Annotated in this window: 10 protein-coding genes; 8 read left to right on the top strand and 2 right to left on the bottom strand. The window is 74.0% G+C overall.

The window, feature by feature from the left end:
• Positions 1-3: 3 nt before the first annotated feature.
• The 5 genes from ACWDD7_RS20045 to ACWDD7_RS20025 all read left to right on the top strand — a co-directional run bounded on the left by ACWDD7_RS20045 (position 4) and on the right by ACWDD7_RS20025 (position 9277).
• Complete coding sequence (locus tag ACWDD7_RS20045; RefSeq protein ID WP_450458302.1) at positions 4-1347, top strand: carbohydrate ABC transporter permease; 1344 nt, start codon at positions 4-6, stop codon at positions 1345-1347.
• Positions 1344-2246 carry a carbohydrate ABC transporter permease gene (locus ACWDD7_RS20040; protein ID WP_450458301.1) on the top strand — a complete coding sequence of 301 codons (903 nt, stop codon included), beginning with the start codon at positions 1344-1346 and terminating at the stop codon, positions 2244-2246. The genes ACWDD7_RS20045 and ACWDD7_RS20040 overlap by 4 nt, the downstream gene beginning before the upstream one ends.
• A 156-nt stretch (positions 2247-2402) precedes the next feature.
• Positions 2403-4649: a bifunctional glycosyltransferase/CDP-glycerol:glycerophosphate glycerophosphotransferase gene (locus tag ACWDD7_RS20035; protein WP_450458300.1), complete on the top strand. Its 2247-nt coding sequence runs from the start codon at positions 2403-2405 to the stop codon at positions 4647-4649.
• Between the two features lie 219 nt (positions 4650-4868).
• Positions 4869-7070 carry a CDP-glycerol glycerophosphotransferase family protein gene (locus ACWDD7_RS20030; protein WP_450458299.1) on the top strand — a complete coding sequence of 734 codons (2202 nt, stop codon included), beginning with the start codon at positions 4869-4871 and terminating at the stop codon, positions 7068-7070.
• A gap of 2 nt (positions 7071-7072) precedes the next feature.
• Complete coding sequence (locus tag ACWDD7_RS20025) at positions 7073-9277, top strand: bifunctional glycosyltransferase/CDP-glycerol:glycerophosphate glycerophosphotransferase (protein WP_450458298.1); 2205 nt, start codon at positions 7073-7075, stop codon at positions 9275-9277.
• Between the two features lie 62 nt (positions 9278-9339).
• On the opposite strand, the gene ACWDD7_RS20020 is transcribed toward ACWDD7_RS20025, so the two are convergent.
• Positions 9340-9753, bottom strand: coding sequence for an organic hydroperoxide resistance protein (locus tag ACWDD7_RS20020; protein ID WP_351879949.1), 414 nt, complete (start codon positions 9751-9753; stop codon positions 9340-9342).
• Positions 9754-9877: 124 nt separating this feature from the next.
• Between ACWDD7_RS20020 and ACWDD7_RS20015 the strand changes: the two genes are divergently transcribed.
• Entirely contained in the window at positions 9878-10363 is a 486-nt protein-coding gene (locus ACWDD7_RS20015) for a MarR family winged helix-turn-helix transcriptional regulator (protein ID WP_351879952.1), read from the top strand.
• On the opposite strand, the gene ACWDD7_RS20010 is transcribed toward ACWDD7_RS20015, so the two are convergent.
• Positions 10308-11849 (bottom strand): glycosyltransferase family 39 protein, encoded by a 1542-nt coding sequence (locus ACWDD7_RS20010; protein WP_450458297.1) that lies wholly within the window; start codon positions 11847-11849, stop codon positions 10308-10310. The genes ACWDD7_RS20015 and ACWDD7_RS20010 overlap by 56 nt on opposite strands.
• 174 nt (positions 11850-12023) lie before the next feature.
• On the opposite strand from ACWDD7_RS20010, the gene ACWDD7_RS20005 reads away from it, so the two are divergent.
• Positions 12024-13295, top strand: coding sequence for a glycosyltransferase 87 family protein (locus tag ACWDD7_RS20005; RefSeq protein ID WP_450458295.1), 1272 nt, complete (start codon positions 12024-12026; stop codon positions 13293-13295).
• Positions 13296-13339: 44 nt separating this feature from the next.
• Complete coding sequence (locus ACWDD7_RS20000; RefSeq protein ID WP_450458382.1) at positions 13340-14998, top strand: glycosyltransferase family 2 protein; 1659 nt, start codon at positions 13340-13342, stop codon at positions 14996-14998.
• The last annotated feature ends 68 nt before the right edge of the window (positions 14999-15066 follow it).

The following is a 15066-nucleotide window of genomic DNA, read 5'->3' as shown; positions in this document are numbered from 1 at the left end:
GCGATGGCGTCGGCAGCGGCGGCCGGGGCCCCACCGGGTCCCGCCGCGCCCCGCGCGCGCAAGAGCGTGACCGGCACCCGCAGGGCCGTGGCAGTGCTGTTCCTGCTGCCCGCCCTGGTGCTGCTGGGCGCGCTCGTGGTCTACCCCATCGGGTACTCGATCGTCCGCAGCTTCGGCACCGACTCCGGGCACGGCTTCGCCGGGTTCGACAACTACAAGACGGTCTTCACCGACGACGGCATCCTCACCGCCCTCAAGAACAACGTCATCTGGGTGGTGTTCGCGCCCGCCGTCTCCACCGCGCTCGGACTGGTCTTCGCGGTGCTGACCGAACGGGTGCGCTGGGGAACGGCGTTCAAGCTGGTCGTCTTCATGCCGATGGCGATCTCGATGCTCGCGGCCGGGATCATCTTCCGGCTGGTGTACGACCAGGACCCGGACAAGGGCGTCGCCAACGCCGCGTGGGTGTCGGTGCACGACACGTTCGCGCAGTCCTCGGCCTTCCCGAAGGCCCACCCGGGGCGTCGGTCGCCGCTCGTCGCGCAGGGCGGCGGCTTCGTCACCAGGGCCGTGGTGCACGCCGGGCAGCCGGTCGCGCTGCCGCTCGTCGGGGTCGCCCCGGACCAGATGCCCGGCGGCGCGGGGAAGGCGGCGGCCGCGAAGGCCGAGCCGGGCAAGGTCACCGGCACCACCTGGCAGGACTTCACCCGCGGCAAGGGCGTCGGCCGGCTCGGCGCGCCGGACCCGTCCGAGCTGGGCTATCCGGGGATGCGGATCGAGGCGGTCAAGGGCGGCAAGGTCGTTGCCTCGGCGAAGGCGGCGGCGGACGGTACCTTCACGCTGCCCGCGGCGGCCGACGGTGCCCGGCTGCGGTTGCCCGCGGGGAACTTCCGGGAGCCGTACAACGGCGTGGAGTGGCTCGGCCCCGCGCTGGTCACCCCGGCGATCATCGGGGCGTACGTCTGGATGTGGGCGGGCTTCGCGATGGTGCTGATCGCGGCCGGACTCGCGGGCGTGCCCCGGGAGTTGCTGGAGGCCGCGCGGGTCGACGGCGCCAACGAGTGGCAGGTGTTCCGCAGGGTCACGGTGCCGCTGCTCGCACCGGTCCTCGCGGTCGTCGCCGTCACCCTGATGATCAACGTGCTCAAGGTGTTCGACCTCGTCTACATCATCGCCCCCGGCTCCTCCCAGGACGACGCCGACGTGCTCGCCCTGGAGCTGTACCGCAGGGGCTTCGCGGAGGGTCAGCCGGGCGTCGCGAGCGCGATCGCGGTGTTCCTGCTGCTGCTGGTGATCCCGGTGATGCTGTTCAACATCCGACGGCTCAGGCGGGAGGTACGGCGATGACGGCGCTCGCCACCGACGTGCGGGAGGCGGCACCCGCCGCCGAGGCCCGGCGGTCGCTCGGTTCGAGGATCGCGGAGAAGCTGAACGGCGGGCTGGTCCGCGTCTTCCTCGTCCTGGTCGGCCTGTTCTGGCTGGTGCCGACCATCGGGCTGCTGATCTCCTCGCTGCGCTCCCCCGACGACATGAGCGCGAGCGGCTGGTGGACGGTGTTCACCAAGCCCTCCCAGCTGACCTTCGACAGCTACCGGAAGCTGCTGGAGAACGGCGACATCACCCACTCCCTGCTGAACACGGTCCTGATCACGGTCCCGGCGACCGTCCTGGTCGTGGTCATCGGCTCGCTCGCCGGATACGCGTTCGCGTGGATGGAGTTCCCGGGCCGTGACTGGTGGTTCCTCGGCGTGGTCAGCCTGCTGGTGGTGCCGGTGCAGGTGGCCCTGATCCCGATCGCCGAACTCTTCGGCAGGATCGGCCTGTTCGGCACGATCTTCGGCGTCGTCCTGTTCCACACCGGCTTCGGACTGCCGTTCGCGGTGTTCCTGCTGCGCAACTTCTTCGCGGAGATCCCGCGCGAACTGCTGGAGGCGGCGCGCCTCGACGGCGCCGGTGAACTGCGGCTGTTCGCCCGGGTGGTGATGCCGCTCGGCGGTCCGGCCATCGCGAGCCTCGGCATCTTCCAGTTCCTGTGGGTGTGGAACGACATGCTGGTCGCGCTGGTGTTCACCAAGTCCGGCACCCAGCCGATCACGGTCGCGCTCCAGACGCAGGTACGGCAGTTCGGCAACAACATCGACGTGCTCGCGCCCGGCGCGTTCATCTCCATGGTGATCCCGCTGGCCGTGTTCTTCGCGTTCCAGCGGCAGTTCGTGTCCGGGGTGATGGCGGGCGCGGTCAAGTAGGCGTTACCAGAAGATCGTTGCGGGGGTGGGTTCGGGCACGGGCCCACCCCTTGTTGTTCACCGGGTGTCCCCCGAATGCCGTACGGGCCGTAACCCCGTCACTCCTTCGGCCGTTCCCGGGCAGAACGCCCGCGCCGACCGACCCATGGATGTCCCGTGCCCACGTTCAGTGTCATTGTCCCCGCGTACCAGGTCCAGGCGTACCTCCCCGAGTGCCTGGACTCGGTGCTGTCGCAGTCGTACCCGGATCTCGAACTGATCGCGGTGGACGACCGCTCGCCGGACGCCTGCGGGGAGATCATCGACGAGTACGCGGCCCGGGACCCCCGGGTGAAGCCGGTGCACCTGGCCGAGAACCGGGGGCTCGGGCGGGCCAGGAACGCGGGGATCGCGCAGGCCACCGGCGACTACCTGATCTTCCTGGACAGCGACGACACCCTCACCCCGGGCGCGCTGCGGGCCGTCGCCGAACGGATCGAGGCGACCGGCGAGCCGGACGTTCTGGTGTACGACTACGAGCGCACGTACGGGGACGGCCGGCGGGTGCGCAACCATCTCGCGGGCGAGCTCGGCGAGTGGGGCCGGGCGCCCTTCCGGCTCGCGGACCGGCCGGGACTGCTGCGGGTGCTGATGGTGGCCTGGAACAAGGCGTACCGGCGGGAGTTCGTCGCGGCGCGGGGGTTCACCTTCCCGCCGGGCTACTACGAGGACACTCCCTGGACCTTCCCGGTGCTGATGGCGGCCGGTTCGATCGCGACCCTGGACCGGGTGTGCGTGCACTACCGGCAGCGCCGCCAGGGCAGCATCCTGTCCACCACCAGCCGTCAGCACTTCGACCTGTTCGACCAGTACGAGCGGGTCTTCGCCTACGTGGCGGACCATCCCGAACTCGCTTCCTGGAAGCCCGAGTTGTTCCGCCGGATGATCGACCACTACGGCGTCGTGTTCACCCGGCCGGGGCGGCTGCCGCGCGGCAGCCACCGGGAGTTCCTGCGCCGCGCCCGCGACCACCACCGCCGCTACCGGGTGCCGGAGGTACGGCTGCGGCGGCGGCACCTGCTGATCCGGTTCGGACTGCACCGCACCTTCCGGGCGCTGCGGTACGCCTCCGCCGTCCGCCGGCGCCTGCGGCAGCTCGTGCTGGGTCCGGCGCGCGCCGTGCGCTCCGGCGCGCTCCGCCTGCACTACCGGGTCCAGCTGCGGCTGCCCCTGCGGCCCGAGCGCGCGGTGTTCGCCGCCGAGGGCGGGTACGGCGGCGATCCGGCCGCACTGGAGGAGGCGGTGCGCAGATACGCCCCGTACGTGCGCACCGTCTGGATCACCGACCCGGCGCACCCGCACCCGCTCCCGGCCGGGCCGCGTCCCGTCGCCCCCGGCACGGCCGCCCACTGGACGGCGCTCGCCCGCTCCACGTACCTGTTCGGCGACGCCCACCTCACGCGCGGGCTGCGCAAGCGCCCCGGGCAGATCCTCGTGCGCACCCTGGACGGAACTCCCCTCGGGCACACGGGACTCGATCTCCAGGAGCGTCCGGCGGTCGCCCGCGACACGGACTTCGCGGCGCTGCTGCGGGACGCCGACCAGTGGGACCACGTGGTCTCCGGCAACCGCCACTCCACCCTGACCTGGGAGCGGGTCCTCCCGGGCCGCTACACCACCCTGGAGTACGGCAGCCCGCGCACCGACGTCTTCCAGCGGGCCACCCCGGACGACGTGGCCCGGCTGCGCGCCGGCCTCGGCATCCCCGCGGGCGCCGTCGCGATCCTCTACGCGCCCGGCCGCCGCGACCACCGCCGCACCCAGCACCTCCCCCTGGACCTGCCGCGGCTCGCGCACCGCCTCGGCCCGCGCTTCGTGATCCTCGCCCGCACCCACGGGGACGTGCCGGTCGAGGGCGCCCGGGTCGTCGACGTCTCCGCGCACCCCTGCCGCGAGGCCCTGTGCCTGGCCTCGGACGCGCTGCTCACCGACCACGCGCCGCTGGTGTTCGACTACGCGGGACTGGACCGGCCGATCGTGCTGCACACGGCGGACTGGACGGCGTACGAGGCGGTGCGCGGCGCCTACGTCGACCTGCCGGGTGCCCCGCCGGGCGCGGTGGGCCGCGACGAGGACGAGCTGGCCGACGTGTTCACCGACGGCCGCTGGAACAGTGCGCACGCCGCGCTGCTGCGCGCCGCGTTCCGGGAGCGGTTCTGCCCGTGGGACGACGGGCGCGCCGCCGAGCGGGTCGTACGGCATGTCGTGCTGGGCCGCGCCGAGCCGTCGCCCGTGGTGCCGCTCGCCGAGCGCCGCCCGGTGCCGTCGGCGGCGGGCCTCGCGTCCGCGGTGCGGTCGCCGCTGGCCACCGTGCCGCGTCCGGCCGGCCCGCGCCCCGTCACCAGGAGCGCCGGACACCGTTGACCCCACCGGGAGTTCCCGTGCCCGCCGGCTCGACGCGGCCCGCCCCGAGCCGGCCGTCCACCCGGCGCCCGGCGGGACGGCCCGGCCGCGCCCGCGGCGGGACGACGGGCGGTGTCCCCGCGTGGTCGGACCAGGTCTCCGCGAGGACGGGCCGCGTCCCCGAGGGGGCGGGCCGCGTGCCGGAGAAGGCCGCTTACGCAAGACGACAGAAAGAGCAGAATGCCCCGCTTCAGCATTATCGTCCCGTCCCACGGCGTCGCCGGCCGGCTGTCCCAGGCGCTGGACTCGGTCCTCGGCCAGTCCTTCGGCGACCTGGAGCTGATCCCGGTCTGCGACGCGCCCGACGCACCGGCCGCCCAGGTGGCCGCCGGGTACGCCGGGCGGGACCCCCGGGTGATGCCGGTCCACTCGCCGCCGTCCGCCGGGCTCGGCGGGGCGCGCAACGCCGGGATGCGGGCGGCGACCGGCGCGTACGTGCTGTTCCTGGACGGCGACGACCTGCTGCTGCCGGGCGCGCTCGCGGCCGTGGACGCCCGGCTGGCCGAGACCGCCGGGGTGGACGTGCTGTACGTGGAGCACGAGCGCGCCCCCTGGTGGGAGGGCGAGCCGACCAACCCGGTGGCGCCGCTGTTCGCCGGTGCCCCGCGGGGCCCCTTCACCCCCGCCGAGCTGCCGCGGCTGACCGGCGCCGCGCTCCCCGCGTGGAGCGCGGTGTACCGCCGCGCCTTCCTCACCGGGCACGGACTCGCCTTTCCCGAGGGCCACTTCACCGACGTCGGCTGGGGCGGGCTGACCACGATCGCCGCCGAGCGGATCGCCGTCCTGCGTCGGGTGGTCGTACGGCACCGGCTGCGGCGGCAGGGCAGCCGGCTGAACGCGCCCGGGAAAGGACAGCACACCCTCCTCGACCAGGTGGAGCTGGTCCTCGCGCGGGCGGCCGAGCACGCCCTGCCGGCCGAGCGCACCGGCCCCCTCTTCGACCAGCTGTTCGCGCTGGTGCTGAAGACCGCGTCCCGGCCCGAGCGGCTGGCCCGCGGGCACCGGGCGTTCTTCCGCCGCGCGGCCCGGCTGTACCGGCGGTTCCGGCCGGCCGGGCACCGGACGCCGCGCGGCAGCCTGGGCGTGCAGCACCGGCTGCTGGCGGTCGGCGCGTACGACGCCTTCCGCGCCCTGCGCGACGCGAACCGGCTCGCGGGCAGGACCGCCGGGACCGTGCCGCGCCCCCGCGCCGTGCGCACCCGGCTGCGCTACCAGGCCGCCCTGCGCCGCCCGCTCGACCCCGACCTCGCGGTCTACTGCGCCTACTGGGGCCGCGGCTACACCTGCAACCCGGCCGCGATCCACGCCAAGGCCCGCGAACTCGCCCCGCGTCTGCGCTCGGTGTTCCTGGTGGAGGCCGGGCAGGAGCACACCGTGCCCGAGGACGTGGAGTACGCGGTGCTCGGCTCGCGCCGCGCCTGGGACGTGCTGGCCCGCGCCACCTACCTGGTCAACAACGCCAACTTCGCCGAGGGCGTGGTCAAACGGCCCGGCAGCGTGCACCTCCAGACCCAGCACGGCACCCCGCTGAAGACGATGGGCGTGGACCAGTCGACGTACCCGGTGGTGGCCGCGCGCTCCGGCAGCTTCACCCGGCTGCTCGGCCGGGTCGACCGCTGGGACTTCAACCTCTCCGCCAACCGCCACTCCACCCGCGTGTGGGAGCGCGCCTTCCCCGGCTCCTGGGAGGCGCTGGAGTACGGCTATCCGCGCAACGACGTCTACTACACGGCGACCGCCGCCGACGTGGCCCGTGTCCGGCGGGAGTTGGGCATCCCCGAGGGCCGGATCGCCGTCCTCTACGCCCCCACCCACCGCGACCACCGCACCGGTTTCGAACCCGGCCTGGACCTGGAGGCGTTCTGCGCGGCGGCCGGCGAGGACGTCGTCGTCCTGCTGCGCGCCCACTACTTCTACGACCGGGGCCCCGCCCGGCACGCGGACCGGGTCATCGACGTGACCGCGCACCGCTGCGCCGAGGACGTGTGCCTGGCCGCGGACGCGCTGATCACCGACTACTCCTCCATCATGTTCGACTACGCCAACCTCGACCGGCCGATCGTGGTCTACGCCGACGACTGGGACGTCTACCGGCAGGCGCGCGGCGTCTACTTCGACCTGATGGCCGAGCCGCCGGGCCCGGTCGCCCGCACCCCCGAGGAGCTGGCCGCCGTCTTCCGCGAGGGCGCGTACGCGGGCGCGGAGTCGACGGCGCTGCGGGCCCGGTTCCGCGCGCGGTTCTGCGAGTTCGACGACGGGCGCGCCGCCGAGCGCGTCGTACGCCGGGTGCTGCTCGGCGAGCCGCCACAGGCGCTCCCGCCGGTGCTGCCGCTCGCCGAACGCGTCCCCGCCCCCGCCGCCGTGACCCTCGTGAGGAGCTGACCGTGCCCCGCTTCAGTGTCATCGTGCCCTGCTACCAGGTGCAGGCGTACCTCCATGAGTGCCTGGACTCGGTGCTGGCGCAGTCGTACCAGGACCTCGAAGTGATCGCCGTGGACGACCGCTCGCCGGACGGGTGCGGCGCGATCCTCGACGAGTACGCCGCGCGCGATCCACGGGTGAGGGTGCTGCACCTGCCGAAGAACGTGGGCCTCGGCCGCGCCCGCAACGCCGGGCTGCCGCACGCCACCGGCGACTACCTCCTCTTCCTGGACAGCGACGACACCCTCACCCCGGGCGCGCTCCGGGCCATCGCCGACCGGCTGGCGGAGAGCGGCGACCCGGACGTGCTCGTGTTCGACTACGCGCGCACCTACTGGTGGGGCGGCACCCGGCGCAACGCGCTCGCCGAGGTGCTCGCCGAGGCCGGTCCGGACACCTTCACGGCTGCCGGGTACCCGCGCATCCTGGACCTGCTGATGGTGGTGTGGAACAAGGTCTACCGGCGGGAGTTCGTCGCGGCGGAGGGCTTCGAGTTCCCGCCCGGCTACTACGAGGACACCCCCTGGACCTTCCCGGTCATGCTCAGCGCGCGGCGGATCGCGGCGCTGGACCGGATCTGCCTCGACTACCGCCAGCGCAGGCAGGGCAACATCCTGTCCACCACCAGCCGCAAGCACTTCGACGTCCACGACCAGTACGAGCGGGTCCTCGCGTTCGTCGGGCAGCGGCCCGCACTCGCGTCATGGCGACCGTATCTGCACCGCAAGATGGGCGAGCACTGCCTGGACATCCTCGCCAAGCCGGACCGGCTGCCGCCCGCCGACAAGGCCGAGTTCTTCCGCCGTACGGCCGAGCTGTTCCGCCGGTGGAAGCCCGAGGGTGCCCGAGTGGACGGCGAGGTGGCCGTGCTGGAGGGCAGCTGGGCCGGTTATCGGCTGCGGCGGCAGGCGGGCCGGGCCGGGCGGGAGGCGGTCCGGCGGGCGGGCGCGGTGTGGCGCCCGGCGGCCGGGCGGGCCCGCTCCGGCTGGGCGTCCCTGCACGCCCGCCGCCCACTCGACCCGCACCTGGTCGTGTACTCGGCGTCTTCCCACCGGGGCCTGCTGGGCGACCCTGCGGCCGTCTACCGCGCGGCCCGGCGGATCGCCCCGCAACTGCGCGGGGTGTGGGTCGTACGGGACGCGGAGACGGCGGCGGGGCTGCCGCCGGACGTGGAGCACGTGATCGCGGGCACCCGGCGCTGCGCGGAGGTCGTGGCGCGCGCCGCGTACCTCGTGAACGACGTGACGTGGACCGGCGTCCCGGCCAAGCGGCCCGGCAGTGTGTACATCCACACCCATCAGGGCACCCCGCTCAAGTACCTGGGCGCGGATCTGCTGGACAAGCCGGGCGCCCGGCTCGGCGTCGACGTGCCGCAGCTGCTGCGCCGCGCCGACCGCTGGGACCACAGCCTGGTCGCCTGCCGTCACTCCGAGCTGGTGTACGAACGCGCCTACCCCTGCCACTTCGCCTCGGCGCGCACCGGCAGCCCGCGCAACGACGTGCTGGTCCACGGCGGTCCCAGCGACTTCCGCCGGCGGTACGGCATCCCGGACGAGCACACGGTGGTGCTGTACGCGCCGACCCGGCGGGACTACCGCAGGGGCGGCCACGCGGACCGGCTCGACGTGGCCCGCCTCGCGGCCGATCTCGGCGCGGACCACACCCTCGTGGTCCGGCTGCATCCCTCGCTCGCGACCGGACCCGCGCGGGGCCTCGGGCTCACGGAGCTGGCCCGGCGCGGCATCGTGATCGACGCGACGGACGAGCCCGGCCTCGCGGACGTGCTGCTCGCGGCGGACGCGCTGATCACCGACTACTCGTCCGTGATGTTCGACTACGCCAACCTCGACCGGCCGATCGTGATCCACGCCGACGACTGGGAGGTCTGCCGGGGGACCCGGGGCGTCTACTTCGACCTGATGGCCGAGCCGCCCGGCCATGTCACCCGCTATCACCGGGAGTTGGCCCGGCTGTTCGCCTCGGGCCGCTGGCGGGACTCGGAGTCGGCGCGGCTGCGTGCCGCGTTCCGCTCGCGCTACTGCGAGTTCGAGGACGGGCGCGCCGCCGAACGCGTCGTGCGCACCCTGCTGCTGGACGAGCCGATGCCGGCCGCGGGGGTATGGCTGCCGGGGCAGACGGCGGGGCTGGGCGCGCTGACGTCGGCGTGAGAGCGGACACCGGCCGACGGGAGTGATCCGCCGGCCGGTGCCGCTTCCCCGAGTTCCCGGACCTACTCGACGACGAGGTCGACGTCGATGTTGCCGCGGGTGGCGTTGGAGTAGGGGCAGACCTGGTGGGCGGCCTCGACGAGCTTGCGGCCGGTCTCGCGGTCCACCGTGTCGGGCAGCTCGACGCGCAGGGTGACCTTCAGCCCGAAGCCCTCGCCCTGCTTGCCGATGCCGACCTCGGCGGTGACGGCGGCGTCGGTGACGTCCACCTTCTCCCGGCGGCCGACGACGCCGAGGGCGCCGCCGAAGCAGGCCGCGTAACCGGCGGCGAAGAGCTGCTCGGGGTTGGTGCCCTCGCCGTCGCCGCCCAGCTCCACCGGCGGGGCCAGCTTGACGTCGACCTTGCCGTCGGAGGAGACGGCACGGCCCTCACGGCCGTGGGTGGCGGTGGCGACGGCGGTGTAGAGCGCGTCCATGACGAACCCTCCCTCTCGATCAATCCTGTGTGGTGGTACTTCGGGGGCTTCCCCGGCTCCACAAGTAGAGCACACAATTTAGTTGTGCACAATCAAATGCCGGACGAAGAGCTACCCTGGACCCATGACCGCTTCCCCCGCCGAGACCGAGGCGGACTGGCTCCGCCTGGACCGCCAGATCTGCTTCTCGCTGCACGCCGCGTCCCGCGCCTTCAACGGCGTCTACCGCGTGGTCCTCAAGGACCTCGGCCTCACCTACCCGCAGTACCTGGTGATGCTGGTGCTGTGGGAGCAGGGCGACCTGCCGGTCAAGAAGCTCGGCGAACAGCTGCGGCTCGACTCCGGCACACTGTCCCCGCTGGTCAAGCGCCTGGAAGCGGCGGGCCTGGTGCGCCGGGAGCGCAGCGTCGAGGACGAGCGCTCGGTACGGGTCCTCCTCACCGGGGAGGGCGCCGCCCTGCGCGAGCGCGCCCTGGAGGTACCGCGCCGCATCATGCGCTCCACCGGCTTCGACCTCGCCGAGATCGCCGACCTGCACGCCCGCCTCGACCGCCTCACCACCGCACTGGACGCGGCGGCGGCGACGGAGGCCGCGCGCTCGCGGGACTGAGGGGTCGCACATAGAGCCGTACGACGGTCCGCCCGCGCACGGCCTCGCCGCTCACCGTGAACTCCTGCCGGAGCAGGGCGAGTTTGGCCCGCTCGGTGGGACTGCGCGGCGTCCACCGCCCCGCCAGCACGGCCCGGTCGGCGACGACCCACACCCGCCGCACCCCGGCCGCCCTGCGCCGCACCTCGCCGCCGGGGACCTCCACCCCGTACAGGGTCCCCGACACGTCCCCGGCCCGCCCGAGCGCCAGGTCCCGCGTCCCCCGGAAGGGAGCGGGGTACGCCAGCTCGGTGTTCCGCGTGTACGCCGGCAGGTACAGCACGGCGTCCCCCTCCCGCACCCCGTGGGCCGCCGCCCGCGCGACCGCGGCGAGGTCGTCGGGACGCCTGGCGGGGTCGCGATCCCGCTGGAGGAGGGGGAACTCCTGGACGGGGACCAGGGCGAGGGCGAGGAGACCGGCGAGGGTGACGGCCCAGGAGGACGAGCGGAGTCCGGCGGGCACCGGGAGGCCACCGGCGACCCGCCGCCCCGCCACCCCCACCAGCCACTCCGCCCCGCCGGCCACCAGCAACGGCGCCCCCGCCAGCGCGAACAGCACGTACCGGTCGACGTACAACGGCGGCGAGGACTGCGACACCGCCATCAGCACCCCCGGCGGCACCACCGCCAACGCCCCCGCCACCCCCGCGAGCGTGACCTGCCCCGCCTTTCCCCTTCCCCCGGCCGCCCCGGCCGCCCCGGCCACCAACCCCGCCGCCGCCAGCCCCAGACACACCCAGTACACCCCGTCCGACGTCCCGAAGAACTGCCGCGCCAGCCCCTCCGCCGTCGCCCCCGTCGGCCTGCGCAGCCACGCCACCTGTGCCGCCTGCGCCCGCGACACCAGCACCATCGGCACCAGGCACACCAGGACCGCCCCCGCCGCACACCCCCACCCCCGCCACGCCCGCCCCCGCACGCGGCCCAGCGCCAACGCCACCCCATGGGCCGGCACCACCAGCACCGCGAACTCGTGCAGCCAGCACGTGACGCCGAGGCAGGCGCCGTACCCCCACCACGTCCCCCGCTCCACCCCTTGCAGGAGCAGCAGCGTCGCCCCCATCACCCCCGCCGCCACCAGCGCGTAGGACCGCCCCTCCTGCGCGTAGTGGCCGGCCATCGGATTCACCGCGTAGAGCAGCCCCGCCCACAACCCCACCCGCGGCCGCGCCAGCCGCGCCCCCACCTCGGCCACCAGGCCCGCCGCCACCGCCGCCCCGGCCACCGACGGCAACCGCAGCGTCACCTCGTCGGCGCGCACGGCGAGCACCGCGTGCATGAGGAAGTAGTAGAGCCCGTGCACCGCGTCCACGTCACGCAGCAACCGCCAGATCTGCGGCACCGTCCGCCGCGCGACCTGGAACGTGACCGCCTCGTCGCGCCACATCCCACCCCGGTCCACCCCCCACAGCCCGAGCCCGAGCATCACCAGCGCGGGTACGCCCACCACACCCCCGCGCCGCCGCCGCACCCCACGCGGCTTCGGCGACGGCGCTTGCACAGCTTCCCCAGGGAGCCCGACGTTCACCACGGCCCGATCTTTTGCGATTAGCCAATGTTTGCGGGTGACTGCGGCGTATCGGCGCCGATAGTCCATCCACCCGGCTTAGGCTCCAACGCGATGAACGGTCTCGGTGTCACCCCCGGCCCCGTCCTCAAGCTCACGGTCGGCTGGCTCGCCAGTCGCGCGTTGATGCTGTGGCTGCTCGCGCACGACAGTTCGCCGCTGCTCAGCGGCGGTTCGGTGGCGCGGGAGGTGGGGCGGCTGTACTTCCACTGGTACGGCGTGCTCGAACAGGGGTCGTATCCGGTGCACGACACGCTGTGGCAGTACCCGCCGGGCGCGGGCGCGGTGTTGCTGGCGCCGGGGCTGGTGCCGGGGCTGACGTATGTCCAGGCGTTCGTGACGCTGACGCTGGCCGCGGACGCGCTGATCGAGGTGGCGCTGGTGCGCGCGGGGCGCCGGCCGGGGCGGAGTCTGCTCGGCGCGGTGATGTGGACCGGCGGACTGCCGCTGCTGTTGCACCTGCCACTCGCCCGGTACGACGTCCAGGTCACCGCCTTCGCCGTCCTCTCCCTGCTCGCGCTGGCGCGCTCTCCGCGCGCGGGTGGGGTACTGGGGGCGCTCGGCGCGCTGGTGAAGGGCTGGCCCGCGCTGGTGCTGCTGGGCACGCCCCGGGGCACGGCGACCCGGAGCGCGTGGACGTGGGCGGCGGGCGCCGGGGCCGTCGCACTGGGGGTGCTGTCCCTGTCGTTCCGGCATCCGCTGTCGTTCCTCGCGCAGCAGGGCGGGCGCGGGGTGCAGATCGAGTCGCTGGGCGGTACGGCGCTCAACCTCGCCCGGCACGCGGGCTGGTCGGGGCGGCCCCGTTACCAGTACGGCGCCATCGAACTGGTCGGCCCGTACGTGCCGGTCGTGGCCGCCGCGTCCCTCGCGCTGACGGCGCTGGCGTTCGGACTGCTGGTGCTGTGGCGGGTGCGGGCGCGGTGCTGGAACGAGGCGACGCCGTTCGACGCGGCGCTGTGCGCGGTACTGCTGTTCACGGTGACCAGCAGGGTGATCAGCCCCCAGTACATGGTCTGGCTGCTCGGGCTCGCCGGCGCCTGCCTGACCTCGCGGCACACCGTCCAGCGCCCGGCGGCCGCGTTCGTCCTGGCGGCGTCGGCGCTGAGCACGGTGGTGTACCCGCTGTGCTACGGGCAGGTGATCGGGGGCAGTTGGGCCGGCTGCCTGCTGATGCTGGGGCGCAACGGGATGCTGGCGGCCGCCGCGGTCCTGTCCTTCGCCAGGCTGTGGCGGGCCACCGGGGCGTCGAAGGTAAAGAGCGAGCAAAGGGCACAACCCCGCACGGATTCCAACCGTCTACCAAACCGAGCACTAAGCCTCTCTTAATGGGGTATTACCAAACATTTCTACGCTCCCAGCCTGTGGACCCCATGCTTCCCGACTCGCCCGACCAGTCAGAGACCCCCCAGACCACGCAGAGCACACCGAACAGGGAGAGCGCACAGAACGTCGGCGCCGTCTGCGTCGTCGTGATCGGCTACAACGATCGCGCCCATGTGGCCGACGCGGTGCGCTCGGCGCTCGCGCAGGGGCCCTCGGTCGCGGAGGTCGTGGCGGTGGACGACTGTTCCACGGACGGCAGCGCCGCGTTGCTCGACCGGATGACCGGCGAGGATGCCCGGCTGCGGGTGGTCCGCCGGGACGTGAACAGCGGTGGCTGCGGCAGTCCGCGCAACACCGGGATCGACGCGGTCACCGCGCCGTACGTGATGTTCCTGGACAGCGACGACGTGCTGCCGCCGGGCGCGGTGGACGCGCTGCTGGCCGCCGCCGAGGGGGCGGGCGCCTCGGTGGCGAGCGGGCTGTGTGTGCGCCGGGAGCTGCCCTCGGGGCGTGAACAGCCCTGGCAGGAGAGCCTCTACGCGGGGCACTCCGTCCTCGCACGCCCCTCCCAGCGCCCGGGGCTGGTCCACGACACGCTGTGCGTCAACAAGCTGTACCGCACCGACTTCCTGCGCGCGCACGGCATCCGCTTCCCCGAAGGCCCCTTCCTCTACGAGGACTTCGTGTTCACCGCCCGGGTCCTGGCCGCGGGGCCGCGCATCGCGCTGGTCCCCGACCGCGTGTACGTGTGGCACGTGCGCCGCGCCGCCGAGCGGCTGTCGCTCTCGCTGGACCGGGGGCACATCGACAACTGGGAAGCACGCACGCGGGCGTGCGCGCTGGCGTACGACATTCTGCTGGGCGCCGGGCAGAAGGAGCTGGCGCGGGCGGCTCGGGCCAAGTTCCTGGACCACGACGTGCGGATGTACGCGCGCGAACTGGGGTTGCGCGAAGCGGAGTACCGGCGCGCGTGGTGGGCGCACACCCGTGCGTACCTCGCCCGCTACGACGCCGCCGACTGGGAGCTGGACCCGGCCGCGCCCGGCCGGCTGCTGGGCCGGCTGCTCCTGGAGTCACCGGAGCCGCGCGACCTGCCCCGGCTGCGGGACCTGGCCGCCCGTCCCGGCCGCCTGCTCCCGCCGTACGCCCGCGCTTCGGACGGCACCCCGGTCTGGTCCGAGGACCTCCCCCAGCTGTCCCTCGCGCCCCTCCTGACCAGCCCCGTCGAGAGGCTCCCGCTCGCACTGGACGCGGAACTGCGCCCGCGGGCACGCGCCGGCGCCCTCACGCTGCGGCTGCACGAGCTGTACGGCAGGGTGGCCGCGGCGGGCCCGCGCGAGCTGGACGTGCGCTGGGAATCCCGGGACGACGAACGCGCCCGGGGGCGCGCGACGGTCGCGCTCACACCCGCCGGCGCGGATCTCTGGTCGGCCGGGCTGCCCGTCGACCTCGGCGCGCTCGGCGCGGGCGTCTGGGATCTGCGGCTGACCGTGCGCTTCGCGGACGGCGCGGAGCGCGAGGTGACGGCGGCCGCCCGCACGGGCGCCGGCCGGCTGCGCCGCCGCGCCGTCCCCAGCCTCCGGCACGGCGTGCTGCTCGTCCAGCCGTACGCCACCCACTCCGGCGCGCTGGCCCTGCGCGTGGCGACGGGCGCGCGCGGTCTCGCGCGGGTTCTGCGCGCCCGGCTGCGGCGCCTGCTTCACTGAGACGGCGGCGTTCTGTTCGCTCGTGCTGTGACGGGAACTACTGCGTCTGGAACTACTGGGTCTGGAAC

The sequence above is a fragment of the Streptomyces sp. NPDC001056 genome, assembly GCF_053598955.1.
The sequence above is the reverse complement of the archived record's forward strand: the minus strand, read 5'-3'. Positions and strand labels throughout refer to the sequence as shown.